The organism is Micromonospora sp. CNZ285, from assembly GCF_004637285.1.
In genome coordinates this window covers 2,648,902-2,664,338 of record NZ_SPQD01000001.1, presented here as the reverse complement: position 1 = coordinate 2,664,338, position 15,437 = coordinate 2,648,902, and the positions used below count along the sequence as shown (strand labels likewise).

At 71.0% G+C, this 15,437-nt stretch carries 9 protein-coding genes; 6 read left to right on the top strand and 3 right to left on the bottom strand.

From position 1 onward, the window contains the following. Nucleotides 1–23 precede the first annotated feature (23 nt). Entirely contained in the window at nt 24–968 is a 945-nt protein-coding gene (locus CLT75_RS11985) for a phytanoyl-CoA dioxygenase family protein (protein ID WP_135240873.1), read from the bottom strand. Nucleotides 969–1,240: 272 nt separating this feature from the next. Between CLT75_RS11985 and CLT75_RS11980 the strand changes: the two genes are divergently transcribed. After that, on the top strand, nt 1,241–2,059 hold the full coding sequence (locus CLT75_RS11980) for a ParB/RepB/Spo0J family partition protein (protein ID WP_167796904.1): 819 nt from the start codon (nt 1,241–1,243) through the stop codon (nt 2,057–2,059). A gap of 37 nt (nt 2,060–2,096) precedes the next feature. Here CLT75_RS11980 and CLT75_RS11975 read toward each other — a convergent pair whose 3' ends face one another. Further along, nucleotides 2,097–3,200, bottom strand: a complete 1,104-nt coding sequence (locus tag CLT75_RS11975) for an NAD-dependent epimerase/dehydratase family protein (protein WP_209310318.1) — start codon at nt 3,198–3,200, stop codon at nt 2,097–2,099. A gap of 513 nt (nt 3,201–3,713) precedes the next feature. Between CLT75_RS11975 and CLT75_RS11970 the strand changes: the two genes are divergently transcribed. From CLT75_RS11970 to CLT75_RS11960, 3 genes are all read left to right on the top strand, one after another. After that, nucleotides 3,714–4,835, top strand: a complete 1,122-nt coding sequence (locus CLT75_RS11970; protein WP_167796903.1) for a glycosyltransferase — start codon at nt 3,714–3,716, stop codon at nt 4,833–4,835. Nucleotides 4,836–4,912: 77 nt separating this feature from the next. Continuing rightward, nucleotides 4,913–5,974: a DUF2332 domain-containing protein gene (locus CLT75_RS11965; protein WP_135240870.1), complete on the top strand. Its 1,062-nt coding sequence runs from the start codon at nt 4,913–4,915 to the stop codon at nt 5,972–5,974. Further along, a complete protein-coding gene (locus CLT75_RS11960) occupies nt 5,971–7,101 on the top strand; it encodes an FAD-dependent oxidoreductase (protein WP_167796902.1) in 1,131 nt (376 codons plus the stop codon). Before CLT75_RS11965 ends, CLT75_RS11960 begins: the two co-directional genes overlap by 4 nt. A gap of 14 nt (nt 7,102–7,115) precedes the next feature. Here CLT75_RS11960 and CLT75_RS33155 read toward each other — a convergent pair whose 3' ends face one another. Next, on the bottom strand, nt 7,116–7,646 hold the full coding sequence (locus CLT75_RS33155; RefSeq protein ID WP_334464708.1) for a flavin reductase family protein: 531 nt from the start codon (nt 7,644–7,646) through the stop codon (nt 7,116–7,118). Between the two features lie 747 nt (nt 7,647–8,393). On the opposite strand from CLT75_RS33155, the gene CLT75_RS11950 reads away from it, so the two are divergent. Together CLT75_RS11950 and CLT75_RS11945 are read left to right on the top strand one after the other, a co-directional pair. Continuing rightward, the gene (locus tag CLT75_RS11950) at nt 8,394–11,696 is read left to right on the top strand and encodes a non-ribosomal peptide synthetase (protein WP_135240868.1); all 3,303 of its coding nucleotides are present in this window, start codon (nt 8,394–8,396) and stop codon (nt 11,694–11,696) included. Then, the gene (locus CLT75_RS11945) at nt 11,693–15,433 is read left to right on the top strand and encodes a non-ribosomal peptide synthetase (protein ID WP_135240867.1); all 3,741 of its coding nucleotides are present in this window, start codon (nt 11,693–11,695) and stop codon (nt 15,431–15,433) included. Before CLT75_RS11950 ends, CLT75_RS11945 begins: the two co-directional genes overlap by 4 nt. Nucleotides 15,434–15,437: the final 4 nt, after the last annotated feature.

The window sequence follows — 15,437 nt, the reverse complement described above, 5'->3', positions numbered from 1 at the left end:
GCGCCGACGGGGTGCTCGGACGGTCAGCTCGGGTCGTACGTGGTGCCGTCAAAGTCGCCCCACAGGTTGGCCATGAGTTCCGGATGTTCGCTCTTCGGCCGCCGGCGGCGGGGCCAGTGGGCCGGGATCTCACCACGGCACGACGTGGACGCGTGCAGGTACCACTCGGCGCCCGGAAGGGCGCGGAGGTCCGCAGCGGCGTAGCGGATGGCCAGCGCCGCCCTGCGCCGCCCCGACGTGTTGGCGGCCGATCCGTGCAGAAGCAGGTCGGAGTGGATGGAGACCTGACCCGCCCGCATCGAGTTGACGTACGGCGTCACCGAGGCCGGGAGCATCGCTTCGCGCTTGAGCGTCCGGGTGCCGTCCAGGGGCTTCTGCTCGTGCGGAAGCGGGCCCGCCAGGTGGCTTCCAGGGACGAACTTGACGGCGGCGTTTCCCTCGTCCACATCGTCGATCGCCAGCCAAACCGTCACCGACGCGGAGTGGGTGAGCGGCCAGTAGATCACGTCCTGATGGAAGGGGACTTCCATCGGATCCCGCGGCGACTTGTAGAACAGGTGAGTGTTCCAGGCCACCAGGTCAGAGCCGAGAAGATCCTGCACGTAATCGAGGATCCGTGGTTCGTGAACGATGTCGTACAGGCCCCGGCAAACCACGTGGTAATTGATGATGGAATAGGCGTTTCGTTGGTCTGGTGCGTCCACCACCTTTGCCACGAGATCGTCAACGTAGTGGCCGATCTCGGTGATTTCCTCATTGTCGAAAACGTCTAGTGGGGAGAGGTATCCGTTCCGGTTGAACTGCTCGATCTGGTTGGTCTCCAGAGTGGCCGGCGATTCAACAGGAGCGAACCGGAACGCTAGTTTCCGGGGGTCGGATTCGGTGTCTATGATCAAGCGCCCGCCCTCGGTTTCCGGCCCTTGGGAAGCGGATCGCACCATCGAGTGGTTCACCCATTCGATCTTCATCAACCGAACGTTAATGGATGGCTGTCAGTGCCGGCAACGCGTCGCTCGCGTCTCGGGCCCCCGGGCCGAGGCCGCCGCTCGGCGCCTCGGTCTCGGCCGTCCGGATCGGCCGGCGGACCGGACGTCGCGAGGTGGCCTTCAGCGGCCGACCGTGCCGCGCCGATCGTGTGACCAGGGCGGCTGAACGGATCATGAGTTCCTCAGCCGTCCGCAGGGTCTTCTGTACAGTGGCGCGACGTCGTTAGAACGACAGCGACATGAACGGGGGAGCGATGGCCAGGATCAGGGAGATTCGCGAAGTGCCGGTGGAGAACCTGACAGTCGGTGAAGGGCAGGTTCGGCTCCGCAAGGTCGACGAGCAGCTCGACGATCTGGTGGACAGCATCCGGTTGCACGGACTGTTGGAGCCGATCGTCGTCTGTGAGGACCGCGATTGCGCGGACCGGTTCGAGATCCTGATGGGACAACGGAGGGTGTTGGCGCACCAGCGTCTGGGCCGATCGACGATCCTGGCTGCCATCATCGACCAGCCGGTCGACCTGGAGACCGCAAAGGCGCTCTCGTTGACCGAGAACCTCATCCGCCGAGACCTGGACAGCAAGGACATCATCGACGCGTGCACCGCCCTGTATCGCAAGTACGGCAGCGCCCGAGCGGTGGCGGATGAGACGGGAATTCCCTACGCGCAGGTGCTCCGGCACATCAAGTACGACCGGCTGGAACCACGACTGCGCCAGATGGTGGACTCCGGTGAGATCAGGATAGACGTCGCGCTGAAGGCGCAGGACACCGTGGCCAAGAGCGAGGGGCAGATCGACGCCCGGGAGGCCGCCGACCTGGCGGAGGCGCTGGCCACCATGACGGGCGCCGAGCGACGGCAGATCCTCCAGGCCAAACGGAACCACCCTCACGTGCCGGTGAAGAGTCTCATCGAGGAGTTCTGGAAGGCGGACGAGAAGGACCGTCAGATCGTGGTGACCATCCCTGCCAAGATACACAGCGCGTTGCAGGAGCAGGCCAGACAAATGGGGATCACCCAGGACCAGGCCGCCGCACGCCTGCTGACGGCCGGGCTGAAGGCCGCCGTCTGACGGGTCCCGTCGGTCCCCTGGCGCAGGTGGCCGCGGCTCACACGGTGAGACCGCGGCCAGCGAGATCCGCGGCCATCTGCTCCAGACCGTCAACCGCCACCCGGCCCTCCAACCAGTCCGCCAGTTCTCGCAGGCCCTGATCGAGGTCCGTCTCCGGCCGGTATCCCAGCAGCTCCTGTGCCACGGAGACGTCCGCGAAGCAGTGTCGGATGTCGCCTACCCGGTGGCGGCCCGTCACCTCGACGCCGAGCTCGGAGCGGTCGAGCACGGACGCCAGCCGGGTCGCCGCCTCCCGGACGCTGAGCGACCGCCCGCTGCCGATGTTGATCGCCCGGCCGACGGCACCAGGGGAGTCGAGCGCCAGCTCGAAGGCGCGTGCCGCATCGTGCACGTTGACGAAGTCACGCCGCTGATTGCCGTCCTCGAAGATCAGCGGCGCCCGTCCGTTCAGCAGCCGGGTGGCGAAGTTCGCGAGCACCCCGGTGTACGGGTTGGACAGGGCCTGGTAAGGGCCGTAGACGTTGAATAGCCGTAGGGCGGTGGTGGGGAGCTTGTACGTCTGCCCGAAGGTCAGGCACATCCGCTCCTGGTAATACTTGTCCAGCGCGTACGCGGAGTGGGCCCTCGGCGTCTTCGACTCCGGCGTGGCGACGGGCGTCAACGGTGCGCCGTCGGCTCCGACGGGATCCCAGCGACCGGCCTCCACCTGGACCCGGCTCCGCGTCACGTCGTCGTGGCACCGGCCGGCCACGTCGACGTAACGGCCCTCGCCATAGATGCTCATGCTCGATGCGACGAGTAGCCGCTCGACGGAGCTGTCCACGAGTTCCTGCAGCAGAGTGGCGGTGCCCAGGGCGTTGGTGCCGGAGTACTCCGCTAGGTCGTACATGCTCTGCGCCACGCCGACGCGGGCGGCGAGATGGATGACAGCATCGGCACCGCGCAGGGCGGACCGGACCGCCGCGGGGTCGCGGACGTCACCGACCACGAGTTCGGCGTCGGCCGGTAGGTACGAGGGACGCCCGGGTGCGTCGTGTACCTGCGGATGGAGGACGTCGAACAGCCGGACCGCGGTGCCGGCCGCGAGCAGCCTGGATGCCACATGCGCGCCGATGAATCCTGCACCACCGGTGATGAGCACGTGTCGCGGCATTAGCGGTCTCCGTAACGTGAGGTTCGACGGGGGTGGTGCGCGTCCGGCCGGCGTGTCGAGGCAGAGCGCGACACCGGGGGCCAGGACCGATACCGGGTCGACCGCCCAGAGCCTGGGATTCGCCGTCAGGCCCACGGCCGCGCTGACTGGGTGGAGGGGCCGGGCACGGTGGGCCGGTAGCAGAAAGGCTAGGCGTAGGAGACCCGGGCGGGAAGAGCAACGTGGATGCCCCGGCCGGTGTGAAGGTGGACGTATGCCGATGAGCATCCGCGCCTCCGATTGTTTTTAGCGCGACTTTCCGGCGGCACCATGAGCGTGCCGTGGTACCTGGTCCGCCCGTACGGTGGACGGCGACCATCAGCCACCGCGCGGGCCCTGGACCGTGCGTCCGTGAGGAGTGAGACGACGATGCGGGCTCTGTTCACGGTTGCCGACGGTGGATACAGCCACCTCTACCCGCTAGTCCCGCTAGCTCGGGACCTACGCGAGCGAGGCCACCAGGTGGCGGTCGCGGGACCGGCTCACCTGACCGCCCTCGCCGACGAGCTCGGCTTCCAGACCATCACCCTGTCCCGCGACCCGGCCCCGGTCCTCGACGTCGAGTCGTCGGCCGCGGCTACCCGGTCGCTGTCGCGGGCCCGCGCCGCGGTGGGCCGCTACCTGCGTGACGCGGTCCGCACCGTGCCTGAGCTGAGCGCCGCCGCCCGGGACTGGCAGGCGGACGTCCTGGTCCGGGAGACCGCGGCGTGGAGCGCCTGGCTGGTGGGCGACCGGGACGCACTGCCCGTCGCAGTCCTGGACTACGCACCCACTCCGCCTCGCCTGCTCGCGATGCTGCTGGGCGAGCTGTTCCAGCAGGCGCGGTCGGATGTGGGCCTGCCTCCGGACCCGACTCTCGGCTCCATGCACTGCTGGCTGCAACTCCTGGTGGGGCCGCCCCAATGGTTCCCGGCCCGCTCCCTGGGGCCCGCAACCCACATCCTCCAACCGCCGCCGGCTCTGTACGAGGAGTCCGAGATGCCGTCGTGGCTGGACGAACTCGACGGCTCTCGGCCCTGTGTGTACGTCACCCTCGGCACGATGTATGACCGCCGGCCGGGAGTCTTCGAGGCCATCTTCGCCGCCCTCGCCGACGAGCCGGTGCGGGTCGTCGCCACCACCGGGCCGCAGACGGACCCGGGGCGCATCGGGCACGTGCCGGCAAATGTGCGACTAGAACGATTCCTGCCGCAGGCGGTGGAGGCCGAGATCCTGAGCCGGACCGACGCCGTGGTCTGCCACGGTGGCTACGGCTCGATCCGCGCTGCGCTGCACCATGGCGTCCCCGTGGTGAGCATCCCGCTCGGCAACGCCGACGACCCCACCCGGCTGCCGGGCCTGGAAGCGATGGGCGCCGGGATCGTGGTGCGCGACACCGATCCGTCTCCGGCCCGGATCGCGGCGGCCCTGCGGCGTGTCCTCAAGGAACCGGACTACCGTGACGCCGCGCGAGAGGCCGCTGCGTCGATCGCCACCCTGCCCCCGTTCTCCCACGCGGCGTTGCTGGTGGAGCGCCTCGCCGCCGACCGCCGACCGGTCGGCGACGGCGTTTCGGCGGGCTTGCGGGCACCGTCTCGGTATTGAAGGGTGTGCAGGATCCGGCCCGCCGTGAACGGGCACTCCCGCGGCGGGTTCGTCAGACTCGATCCGACAGGAGCACCATGACCAGGGCTGAGGAACTCACCGAACTCGCCGAGCACTTCCGGGGGTCAGGCGGCACCTTCACGGCCTCCCCGCTCTACCGGGCGCTGTGCGAGGTCGTCGCCGACGACGAGCGGACCCTGGAGCTCCTGCTGCACCGGCGGCCGGGTCAGCAGCCGTCCTTCCTCCTCTTCGGCGCGGTGCATCATCTGTTGCTGAGTGGCGTCGAGCATGATCTTCGTGACTTCTACCCGTCGGTCGTCGGTACGCCGGCGCGTGACCCGGCGGCCGCCGGCCCGGTCTTTCTCGACTTCTGCCGCAGCCACCGCCCCCGGGTGGAGGAACTCATCGGCACCCGACTGGTGCAGTCCAACGTCGTACGTCGAGTCCTGGCTCTGCGCTTCGCCCTCGCGGCTCTGCGGGACGTCGTCGACGGCCCGGTGCATCTGGTCGAGGTCGGTGCGAGCGCCGGGTTCCACTTGCACGTCGACCGCTACCGCTACCGGCTCGGCGACCGGGTCTTCGGTGCCCCCGACGCACGGGTGACCGTGGAAAGCGAATGGCGGGGTGACGGAGCCGCGCCGGACCTCACCCACCTGCCGGAGATCGGTAGCCGGACGGGGGTCGACCTCCATCCGGTCGATGTCCTCGACCCCGATCAGCGGCGGTGGCTGCGGGCGTTGGTCTGGCCCGAGGACCGACCGTCCGCCGGCCTTCTCGACGCCGCGCTGGAGCAGGCGGTGGCCGAGCCGGTCCGGATCATCGCCGGTGACGCGATTGATGTCTGTCCGGACCTCGGCCGGCAGTTGCCCCCGGGCGAGGCTCGGCTGGTGTTCCACTCCGCGACCCGGATGCACGTGCCGGCGGAGCGGCGCGCCGCGTTCGACAAGGCGGTCGACTCGATCGAAGACGGCGGCCCCCTGTACCACCTATGGCTGGAGCCCGCCTTCGCTCCGCACCACGGGGAGGCCGCCGAGGAAGGCTGCCTGGCGTGGCACGGACCGGAGACCACCCGGCCGGTGAGCCTGGTGCGCGTCGACGGACACCTGCGCTGGATGGCGCCGCTGGACGGTCGGCCGTGACGGCGGAGGTGCTCGTCGTCGGAGCGGGGGTGGCGGGGCTCGCCCTGGCCGGTCACTTGCAGGACCGGGGGATCTCCGTCCAGGTCGTCGAGCGGGCCGCGCGTCTGCGTACCGCCCGGGCCGGGATCGTCCTGCACCCGAACGCACTGGCCAGCCTCGGGCGGCTCCGCGAGGACCTGGTCGCTCGCGGGGCCGCGCTTTCCCGCCAGGTGGCGATCGACCCCGACGGCCGGCGCAGCGAGGTGCGGTGGGATCTGGTCTGGGGGGAGCTGGGCCTGCCGCTCGCCGTCCACCGCCGGGTGCTGAGTGACCTGCTGTTCGCCGCCATCGCTCCCGGCACCGTCCGGTTCGGAACGGCCCCGACGTCCGTGGCGGAGGAGGACGACGGAGTTCAGGTCGGATTCGACGACGGGAGCACTGGGCGGTACCGCCTGGTGGCGGGCGCGGACGGCATCGGCTCCTGGGTGCGCGGCCGGCTGGCTCCGGGCATCGTTCCGGCCTACTCGGGACACACGTTCGTCAGGACCACCGTCGCCATGACCGAGCCCGAACGGTTGCGAGACTGGCATGTATGGCGGACGTCCCGATCCTTCCTCGGAGCCATGCCCGTGGGCGGCGATCGCGCTGCGGTCTTCCTGCAGTTGACCGCACCCGAGCCGTTGAGGCTGACACCCGAGCAGGCGCGACGGGAAGTCCTGGATGCGGTTCCCCGCCTGCCCGCGGAGGTGGGTCGCCTCTTCGAGACGTTCGTCCTCGACGATGAGGTGGTGGCCCGGCCGGCCGCCACGGTCACCGCGCCGCGAATGACGGGCGGCCGGTTGGCGCTGCTCGGCGACGCCGCCCGCGCCCTCTCCCCGGCGACCAGCCAGGGCGGCGGCATGGCGGTCGAGGACGCCGCCGTGCTGGCGGACGAGGTGGCCCGGCACGGTTGCGGCTCGGCGGCGTTGAGCGCCTACGAACGACGCCGTCGCCCGCGCGTCGACAGCTTCCTGCGCTCGGCCCATCGGCATCTGGTGCTGATGAGCGCCGTCCAGCACGACCCGGACCTGACCCGCCGGCAGTCGCACCATCAGGACGCCTCGTCCTGGTTCCGGCGGCTCTATATGCCACTCACGCCGATTCCCTGAGGTAGCGGGCCGGATCAGGCGTCGGCGTCAACCGTCTCCGGCTGGGGCACGCGCTGACGCGGCAGATCCCGCAGGGCGACGTACCGGCCCTGGTGATAGAGCAGCGGCCGCCCCGCGCCGTCGACCCGAGCGCGCGTCGGCCGAGCCAGCACGATCGCCTGGCCGCCCGCGATCACCCGTTCGATGACTCGGCACTCCAACCAGCCGAGCGCGCCGTCGATCAGCGGCACTCCGCTGAGGCCCCGGTGCCATCGCGCCGCCGAGAAGCGGTCGATCCCCCGGGCGGCGAAGGCGCGTGCCACGTCCACCTGCTCCTCCCGCAGCAGGTTCACCCCGACCTGGTCGGTCTGAGCGAGCTGCGACCAGCAGGAGCCGGCCAGATCCGAGCAGAAGGAGACGACCGGTGGACTCAGCGACACCGACGTGAGCGACGTCGCGGTGAAGCCGACCGGCGGGTCGGCCAGGACCGTGACCACGCTGACGCTGCAAGCCTGTTGGCGGAACAGCTCCCTCAGCGACTCGCCGGACACCGGCTGGCCATCCACGATGGGATCCTCCTGACTGATCGGTACTGTTCGGGCCGCACCGTGCGGAATCAGGGCGCGCGGCCGCGAGCTCCCGGGGGCAACTGGCGACGGCCGACGGACGGCAATCGCCGATGCCGTCGGAGGTGAGCATGAGGGGCCCAGGATCGGTGGGCCAGCGTATCGCCGCCGAGCCTGTTGCACACCCCGGTCCGGGGTCGACGCCCGACAGACGCGGTCGTGGTGGTGACCGGTCGGCGGGTACGCCGGGAGGTCGGCGGGTACGGGCCGCCCGCGGGCCGCTGGTGTTGACCTTGGCGGCCGGCTTGGGCAGGATGAACTCATTCGCGCGGCGCTGATCGATCGTTCAGCTGCTGACCGACAACTCAGTTGCTGATCGCTCGCCCAGCACCGCGAGTCGCTCCCGACACGGCCATCGTGGTCGGCAGCCCCGCTGTGCTGTCCGCGTTCGACGGCGCTGACTGATCGACGACGCCACCTGGTGTCGGTTCGGTCGAAACCGTGGGAGAAGAACATGCACACCCCTCTCGTCGCGCCCCGCTACGCGAAGCCGGCGCCGCTGCCGTCTCGCCGCGGTCCGATCGGTCGTCGCCCACAGGCCGGACGACGGCGCCCGTGCGACGTGGCCACCCCGCCGGCTCGGTCGCGTCCCGCGTAGTCGTTCAGGCCTGTCCGATCGACCGTAGCGGCCGGCGTGCCGCGCCGGTGGGGCCCGACAACGCCCCACCGGAGATCGCAGGAGGTTCCATGCCACGCGTCGGCCGTGCGTCCTTCGCCCAGGAACGACTCTTCTTCCTCGACCAGCTCGAACCAGGTGCGCCCGGCTATGTGGTGACGCTCGCGCTGCGCCTGACGGGCGAACTGGACCATGAGGCACTGCGGTCCACCTTCGAGGACCTCACGGACCGCCACGACGCGCTCCGCACCACCTACACCGTGCTTGACGGGGAACTGTGCCAGGTGGTACCCGAGTCGGCGCCGATCGACCTGGCCTTCCTCAGCCGCCCCGTAGCGGACCGAGCGGGCCAGGACGCGCAGGTGCGCGAGCTGGTCGCTGAGGAAGCCCGCCGTCCGTTCGTGTTGACCACCGGACCCGTCGCCCGCTACCGCGTGCTCTCCTGGTCCGGGTCGGAGCACGCGCTCGTCATCGTGGTGCACCACATCGCCTGCGACGGTTGGGCCCTGGGAATCCTCCTGCGGGACCTGGCGGCGTGCTATAACGCCCGTGTCGCCCTCGAACCGCTGCCCGTCGCCCCGGCCGGCTCCACGTTCACCCACGCGCAGGAGCAGCGCACCCGGTGGGAAGCCGGTAGCGCCGACGGCGTCGGGTACTGGCGGGACCACCTTGCCGACGCCCCCGTCCTGGACCTGCCGACGGACCGCCCCCGGCCGGCGGTGCTCACTGCCGAGGGTGCGGTGGTGACCCGGGACCTGGACCCCGCCCTCCTCGACCGGATCAGCGAGTACGGCCGCCGGCACGGCGCCAGCACCTTCATGGTGCTGCTGGCGGCGTACGGGCTGTTGCTGACCCGTCACGGGCGCCAACCCGAGGTGGTGGTCGGAGTGCCGGTGGCCAATCGGCTGGACGAGCGGGAGGACGAGACGGTCGGGTGCCTGGTCAACACCGTGCCGTTGCGGATCGACCTGGGCGACCGGCCCGATCTGCCCACTCTGCTGCGCCGGGTGCGGCAGACCACCCTGAACGGGTTCGCACACCAGGACGTGCCGTTCGAACGCATCGTCCGGGAGCTGGCGCCGGCCCGCGACCGCAGCCGCTCCCCACTGTTCCAGGCGTCGTTCACGCTGCAGAACTTCCGCGTCGACCTGCCCGACCTGCTCGGGCTGGCCGTCGAGGAGATCGACGTGGAGGTCGAGGCGGCAAAGTTCGACCTTGGGCTGACCGTCGACCTGTCGGGTGCGCGCCCCTTCGTCCGACTGGAGTACAGCACGCAGCTGTTCCGCCCACACACAGCCGAGGTACTGCTGCGTCACTTCCTGAACCTGCTCCGGCAACTGGCCGAGGGCGACGGCGAAGGGAATCCGCCCGGCCTCACCGACGACGCCGAGGCTCGGCGACTTCTCGCTCTCGGGCACCCCGACGCACCGCTGCCGGCCGATCCACCGACACCGCTGCTGGAACGGTTCGCCGACCACGCCCGGCGGCGGCCGGAGGCGGTCGCGATCCGGTACCGGGGCGCGGACGTCACGTACGGGGAGTTGAACGCCGAGGCGAGCCGACTGGCCGACCTGCTGCGCCGGCATAACGCTGGCCCGGGTGACCTGGTCGGCGTCGGCTTCGAACGATCACCAACGGTGGTGGCCGCGATCCTGGCCGTCTGGCAGGTGGGTGCCGCCTATCTGCCCCTGGACTCGAACTACCCCCGCGAGCGCCTACGCCTGATCGTCGATGACTCCCGCGTCGCACTGGTGTTCGTAGAACCGGCGACGCGGGACGTACTTGCCGACGCCGTCCAGGGCCGGCCCGTCCGGTTGGTGGACGTCGCCGGCGAGGGACTCGACCCCGCAGACCCGTTGGACACCGCCGGCCGGGACCGCCGCACGGACCTCGCGTACGTCATCTACACCTCCGGTTCCACCGGGGTGCCCAAGGGCGTGATGGTGCGCCGGTCGAGCGTGGACCTGCTGTTCGCGGCCAGCCCGGGCGGGCTGCACGTCACCGCCGAGGACGTCTGGCTGTGCGCCCACTCGTTCTCCTTCGACTTCTCCGTCTGGGAGGTGTGGGGGGCGTTGGCGTACGGCGGCCGGGTCGTGCTCGCCGAGCGCGCGGACCTGGTCGACCCCGCCCGCCTCGCCGCCCTGGTCGCGACCGAGCGGGTCACCGTCCTCAGCCAGACGCCCGGCGCGCTCTACCGGCTGTTGCCCGCCCTGCTAGACGGTCCGTCGCCGCAACTCGCCGGGTTACGTTACGTGGTCACCGGGGGAGAGGCGCTGAGCTGGCCCCGGCTGGCAGACCTGATGTCGAGGGCGCCGGAGAGCACCGCTCGCTTCGTCAACATGTACGGCATCACCGAGGGCACCGTCCACGTCACCGCGCGGCACGCCACTGTTCCCGAACTCGCGGCGGTCGCCGACGGCGACGTCGGCCGGCCCTTGCCATCCGGCCGCTGCCACGTCCTGGACGACTCCGGCCGGCCCGCAGGTCTGCTCGTACCTGGAGAGCTGTGGATCGGCGGTCCGCTGGTGGCAGCCGGATACCTCGGCAATCCGGAGCTGACCGCGGAACGGTTCGCGCCGGACCCCTACGAGGCCGGCGGCATCGTCTACCGCACCGGTGACCTGTGCCGTTGGGGCGCGGACGGCGAGCTGCTCTACCTGGGACGGGAGGACGGCCAGGTCCAGGTCCGCGGACACCGGGTGGAGTGCGCGGAGGTCGAGCACGCCCTCCTGCGCGATTCGGATGTCCGCGCGGCCGTCGTGCTCCTCGACGGGGCCGACCTCGTCGGCTTCGTCACCGTCACCGACGGTGTCGACCCCGCTCGCCTGACCCACCGGCTGCGCCGGGTGTTGCCGGCCTACATGGTGCCCACCCGGATCGTGGCGGTCGACGAGATCCCGCTGACCGCGCACGGGAAGGTCGACCGCGTGTCGCTGCTGGCCAAGTTCTGTACCCGGCCCGTGGCCGCCGCCCGGCCCGCGTCGCCCGAGCCGGTCGCCGGTCCGCTGCAACGCCGACTGCGGGCACTCTGGGCGGAGGTCCTCGGCCGCCAGGACTTCGACGTACGAGACAACTTCTTCGACGTCGGCGGCCACAGCTTCGCGCTCATGAGTCTGCAATCCCGGATGGCGGTCGAGGGCCTGGACGTGACCGTGACCGACCTCTTCCGGTTCGGGACCATCGAGGCCTGCGCCGCGTACCTGACCCGGACCCGGACCGCCGAAAGCCCGGCCGCCGCACCCGCCGACGACCGGGCCCTGCGCCGCCGCGACGCCATCCGCCAGATGGCCGCCGGCCGCGCTCGCCGGGCTGGCGGCGGGGACCACCCGGCAGCACCGTCCCCGGCACCCGCCGACTCGAGAGAGGCGTCATGACTCAGCAGGAAGCCCCGCTGTCCTTCGGACAGCAACGGCTCTGGTTCCTCGAGCAGCTCGTGCCGGGCAACACCGGATATGTGAACCAGGACGCCACCACCCTCGTCGGCGAGCTCGACGCGGATGCCCTCGACGGCGCCTTCCAGGTCGTCCTGGCCCGGCACGACGCCCTGCGCACCCGGTTCCGCCGCGACTCGGGAGACGGCAACCCCCGGCAGTGGGTAGAGCCGACGGCCCACCTCACGCTGGTCCGGCTGGCCCACCCGGAGGTGCCCGGACCCGACCGTGAGGCCCTGGTGCAGCGGTTCGCGCGCGCGGAAGCAGCCCGTCCCTTCGACCTCGCGTCGGAGCTGCCGCTGCGGTGCTACCTCATCCGCTGGGAGCCGACGGTGCACACGCTGCTCATCCTGGCGCACCACATCGTCGTCGACGGCTGGTCACTGATCAACCTGCGCCAGGAACTGGCCGCCGTGTACAACAGCCGCGTCGGCGGCGTCCCCGCCGCCCTGCCAGAGCTGCGCATGCAGTACCCGGACTTCGCGCGCTGGCAGCGCGCCGACATCACCGAGGGCCGGGCTGAGCAGGAACTCGAGTTCTGGCGAGGCTACCTGGACGGCGCGCCGGACGTTCTCGACCTGCCGACCGACCGTCCTCGCCCGGAAAAGCAGACGATGGCGGGGGAGATCCTCCACGTCAGCCTGCCACGTCCGGTGCTCGACCAGGTGCGGCACCTGGCCTCGACCACCCGGACGACGCCGTACATGGTGCTGACCTCGATGGTGGCGGTGGTGCTGCAGCGGTACACCGGCCAGCGCGACATCGTCATCGGCAGCCCGGTCGCCGGCCGGACCCGCCCGGAGTTCGAGCCGATGATCGGGCTGTTCCTGAACATGATCCCGCTACGGCTGACCGTCGAGCCCGAGGACACCGTCGCCGACCTGCTCAAGCGCACCCGCACCCGGGTACTGCGCGCACTCAGTCACCAGGACCTGCCATTCGAGCAGGTCGTCCAGGGACTGAACGTGACCCGCCGGCCGAACGTGTCGCCCATCTTCCAGGTCTCGGTCAGCGTCAACAACCTGCCGGACCAGCCGCTGGAACTGCACGGCCTGCGGGCCGAGAAGGTCAACATCGAGTTGCAGGGCGCCCGCTACGACCTGACCGCCGACTTCGCCGCCCTCGAGGACGGGCTCCGCCTGCGCCTGCAGTACAACTCGGACCTGTTCGACCGGACAACCGTGCGCCGCATGGTCGGACACCTCTCCACGGTCCTGGCGGCGGCCGCCCGCGAGCCCGGGCTGCCGGTCCGGCGGCTGCCGCTCGTGGCCGACGCTGAACGCGACGACCTGCTGCGCTTCTCCGCCCCCGCTGGATACACGCGTCCCGACGGCGTCGGACCGGAGGACGTGCTGGCGACCTTCGCGCGGCAGGTCGAGAAGCAGCCCGACGCCCAGGCGTTGTCCGGCCGCCACGGGACGATGACCTACCACCAGCTCGACGCGCAGTCCGACCGGATGGCCGCCGGTCTCCTCGCCGCGGGCGTACGCCCGGGCAGCGTCGTCGGCGTCCTGATGGACCGCTCACCCGAGCTGGTCGCGACGGTGCTGGGCATCTGGAAGGCCAACGGGGTGCTGCTGCCGCTGGACCAGCGGCAACCGGACTCGCGACTGGCGCACATGCTGCGCGAGACCGAGGCGGCGCTGCTGCTGGTCGACGACCGGGCGGCCGACCGGGGCGCCGCCCTCGCACCCGGACTCGCCCGCGCCTCGTACCGGGACATCAGCGCGGGCCCGGACGGGCCGGACCGGCCGGCGCCGCCGGACGACCTCGCCGCATACATCATGTACACCTCGGGCTCCACCGGGACGCCCAAGGGAGTGACCATCCAGCGGTCGGCGTTGGCCGGCTTCTGCGGCGCCGCCCTCGAGCTGGTCCGCCCTACGCCAGAGGACGTGGTACTCGCGGTCACCACGTTCTCGTTCGACATCTCCCTCCTGGAGTACCTCGTGCCGTTGCTCGCCGGGGCGTCGGTGCGCCTCCAGTCGGGCAGCGCGGCAGACGCGGCGGCGGTGCAGCAGTCCCTCACCGAGGAGCCCTGTGTGACCCTGGCGGGCGGCACGCCGACGGTTTGGAAGAACCTGCTCGGCGCCGGGGTGCGGCTCACCACGCGAGTGCGGCTCATGCTCGGCGGCGAGAGCATGCCGAAGGACCTCGGCCGGCAGCTTCTCGACCAGGGCATCGAGTTCTGGAACTTCTACGGCCCGACCGAGGCCACCGTGTACGTGACCGCCGCCCACCACCGGGGCCGGGCCGGCGGTGGGCCGGACTTCCCGTCCGCCGACGTCGGTGCGCCGTTCGGCGACAACGTCGTCTACGTCCTCGACGCCGGCCTGCATCTGTGCCCCCTCGGCATCGTGGGCGACGTGTACCTCGCCGGCCCGCAGCTCGCGCAGTGGTACCACGCCCGACCCGGTCAGACGGCGGAGCGGTTCGTCGCCGACCCGTACGGCCGGCCCGGTGACCGGATGTACCGCACCGGCGACCTCGGCCGGTGGTCACCGGCGGGGCATCTGCTGTTCGAGGGTCGAGCCGACTCGCAGGTGAAGATCCGCGGGTTCCGGGTCGAACTGGCCGAAATCGAGTTCCGGCTGCGTAGCCATCCGGGTGTGGACGAGGCTGTCGTCGGGGTCCGGGATCGGTCCGGCGTGCCCCAGCTCGTCGCCCGGCTGGCCGCCGCGACGCCGGTGCCACCGGAGGCCGGTGAGCTGCGCCGGTACCTCGCCGATCACCTGCCGGAGTACATGATTCCCGCAGTGATCACCTTCACCGACGCGCTTCCGGTGTCGATGAGCGGGAAGATCGACCGCAGGGCCGCCCTGGACCTGGAACCGGAGCCGGCGCAGCGTGCCGCGGTGGCGGATGTTCCAGCGTCCCCCGAGGAGGGACTGCTCTGCAACCTCTTCGTGGACCTGCTCGACCAGCCCGACGTCAGCGGTTCGGCAAGCTTCTTCGAGCTGGGCGGCAACTCGCTGCTGGCGGTCCAACTGGTGCTTCGCCTCCAGGACATCTTCCAGGTCAATCTGTCCGTCGCCGACATCTTCGCCGCGCCCACCCCGGCCGCCCTCGCCGAGCGGTTGGCCTCCGCGGACGCCCCGAAGGAGGCGGAGACGGTGCTGCCGCTGCGAACCACCGGGATGGCGGCGCCGATCATCTGCCTGCCGCCCCGCACCGGGCTTGGCTGGTGCTACGCGGGCCTGCTGCGGCACATCCCGCTGGAGTTCCCGGTCTACGGCCTGCAGTCGGCGGAGCTGGCCGCGGGTACGCAGGGCCAGCCCGTCGAGCAGTTGGTCGAGCGGTACCTGGAGGAGATCGAGGACCTGGTGCCGGTCGGACCGTGCATCCTGCTCGGCTGGTCCCTCGGCGGACTGCTGGCGGACGAGATCGCGCAGCGCCTGCGTGGGGCCGGGCGGGACGTACCCCTGGTCGTCCTCTACGACGCCGTCGCGCCCCTGTCGCCGAACGTCCCGGAGCACCCGGCCGGGTTGCTCTACTTCACCGCTGCCGACGCCGGGGCGGACGCGCTGTCCAGCGCCTGGGCGGCACGATTCGGCGGACCCGTCGAGATCGTCCCGACCGACGTGGCGCACCTGCGGATGTTCGACCGGGAGCCGCTGCGGGCCTCCGGGCCGCGGCTCACGGCACGGCTGCGGTCCCTGGCGGAAAGCACGGGCCGGTGACGGT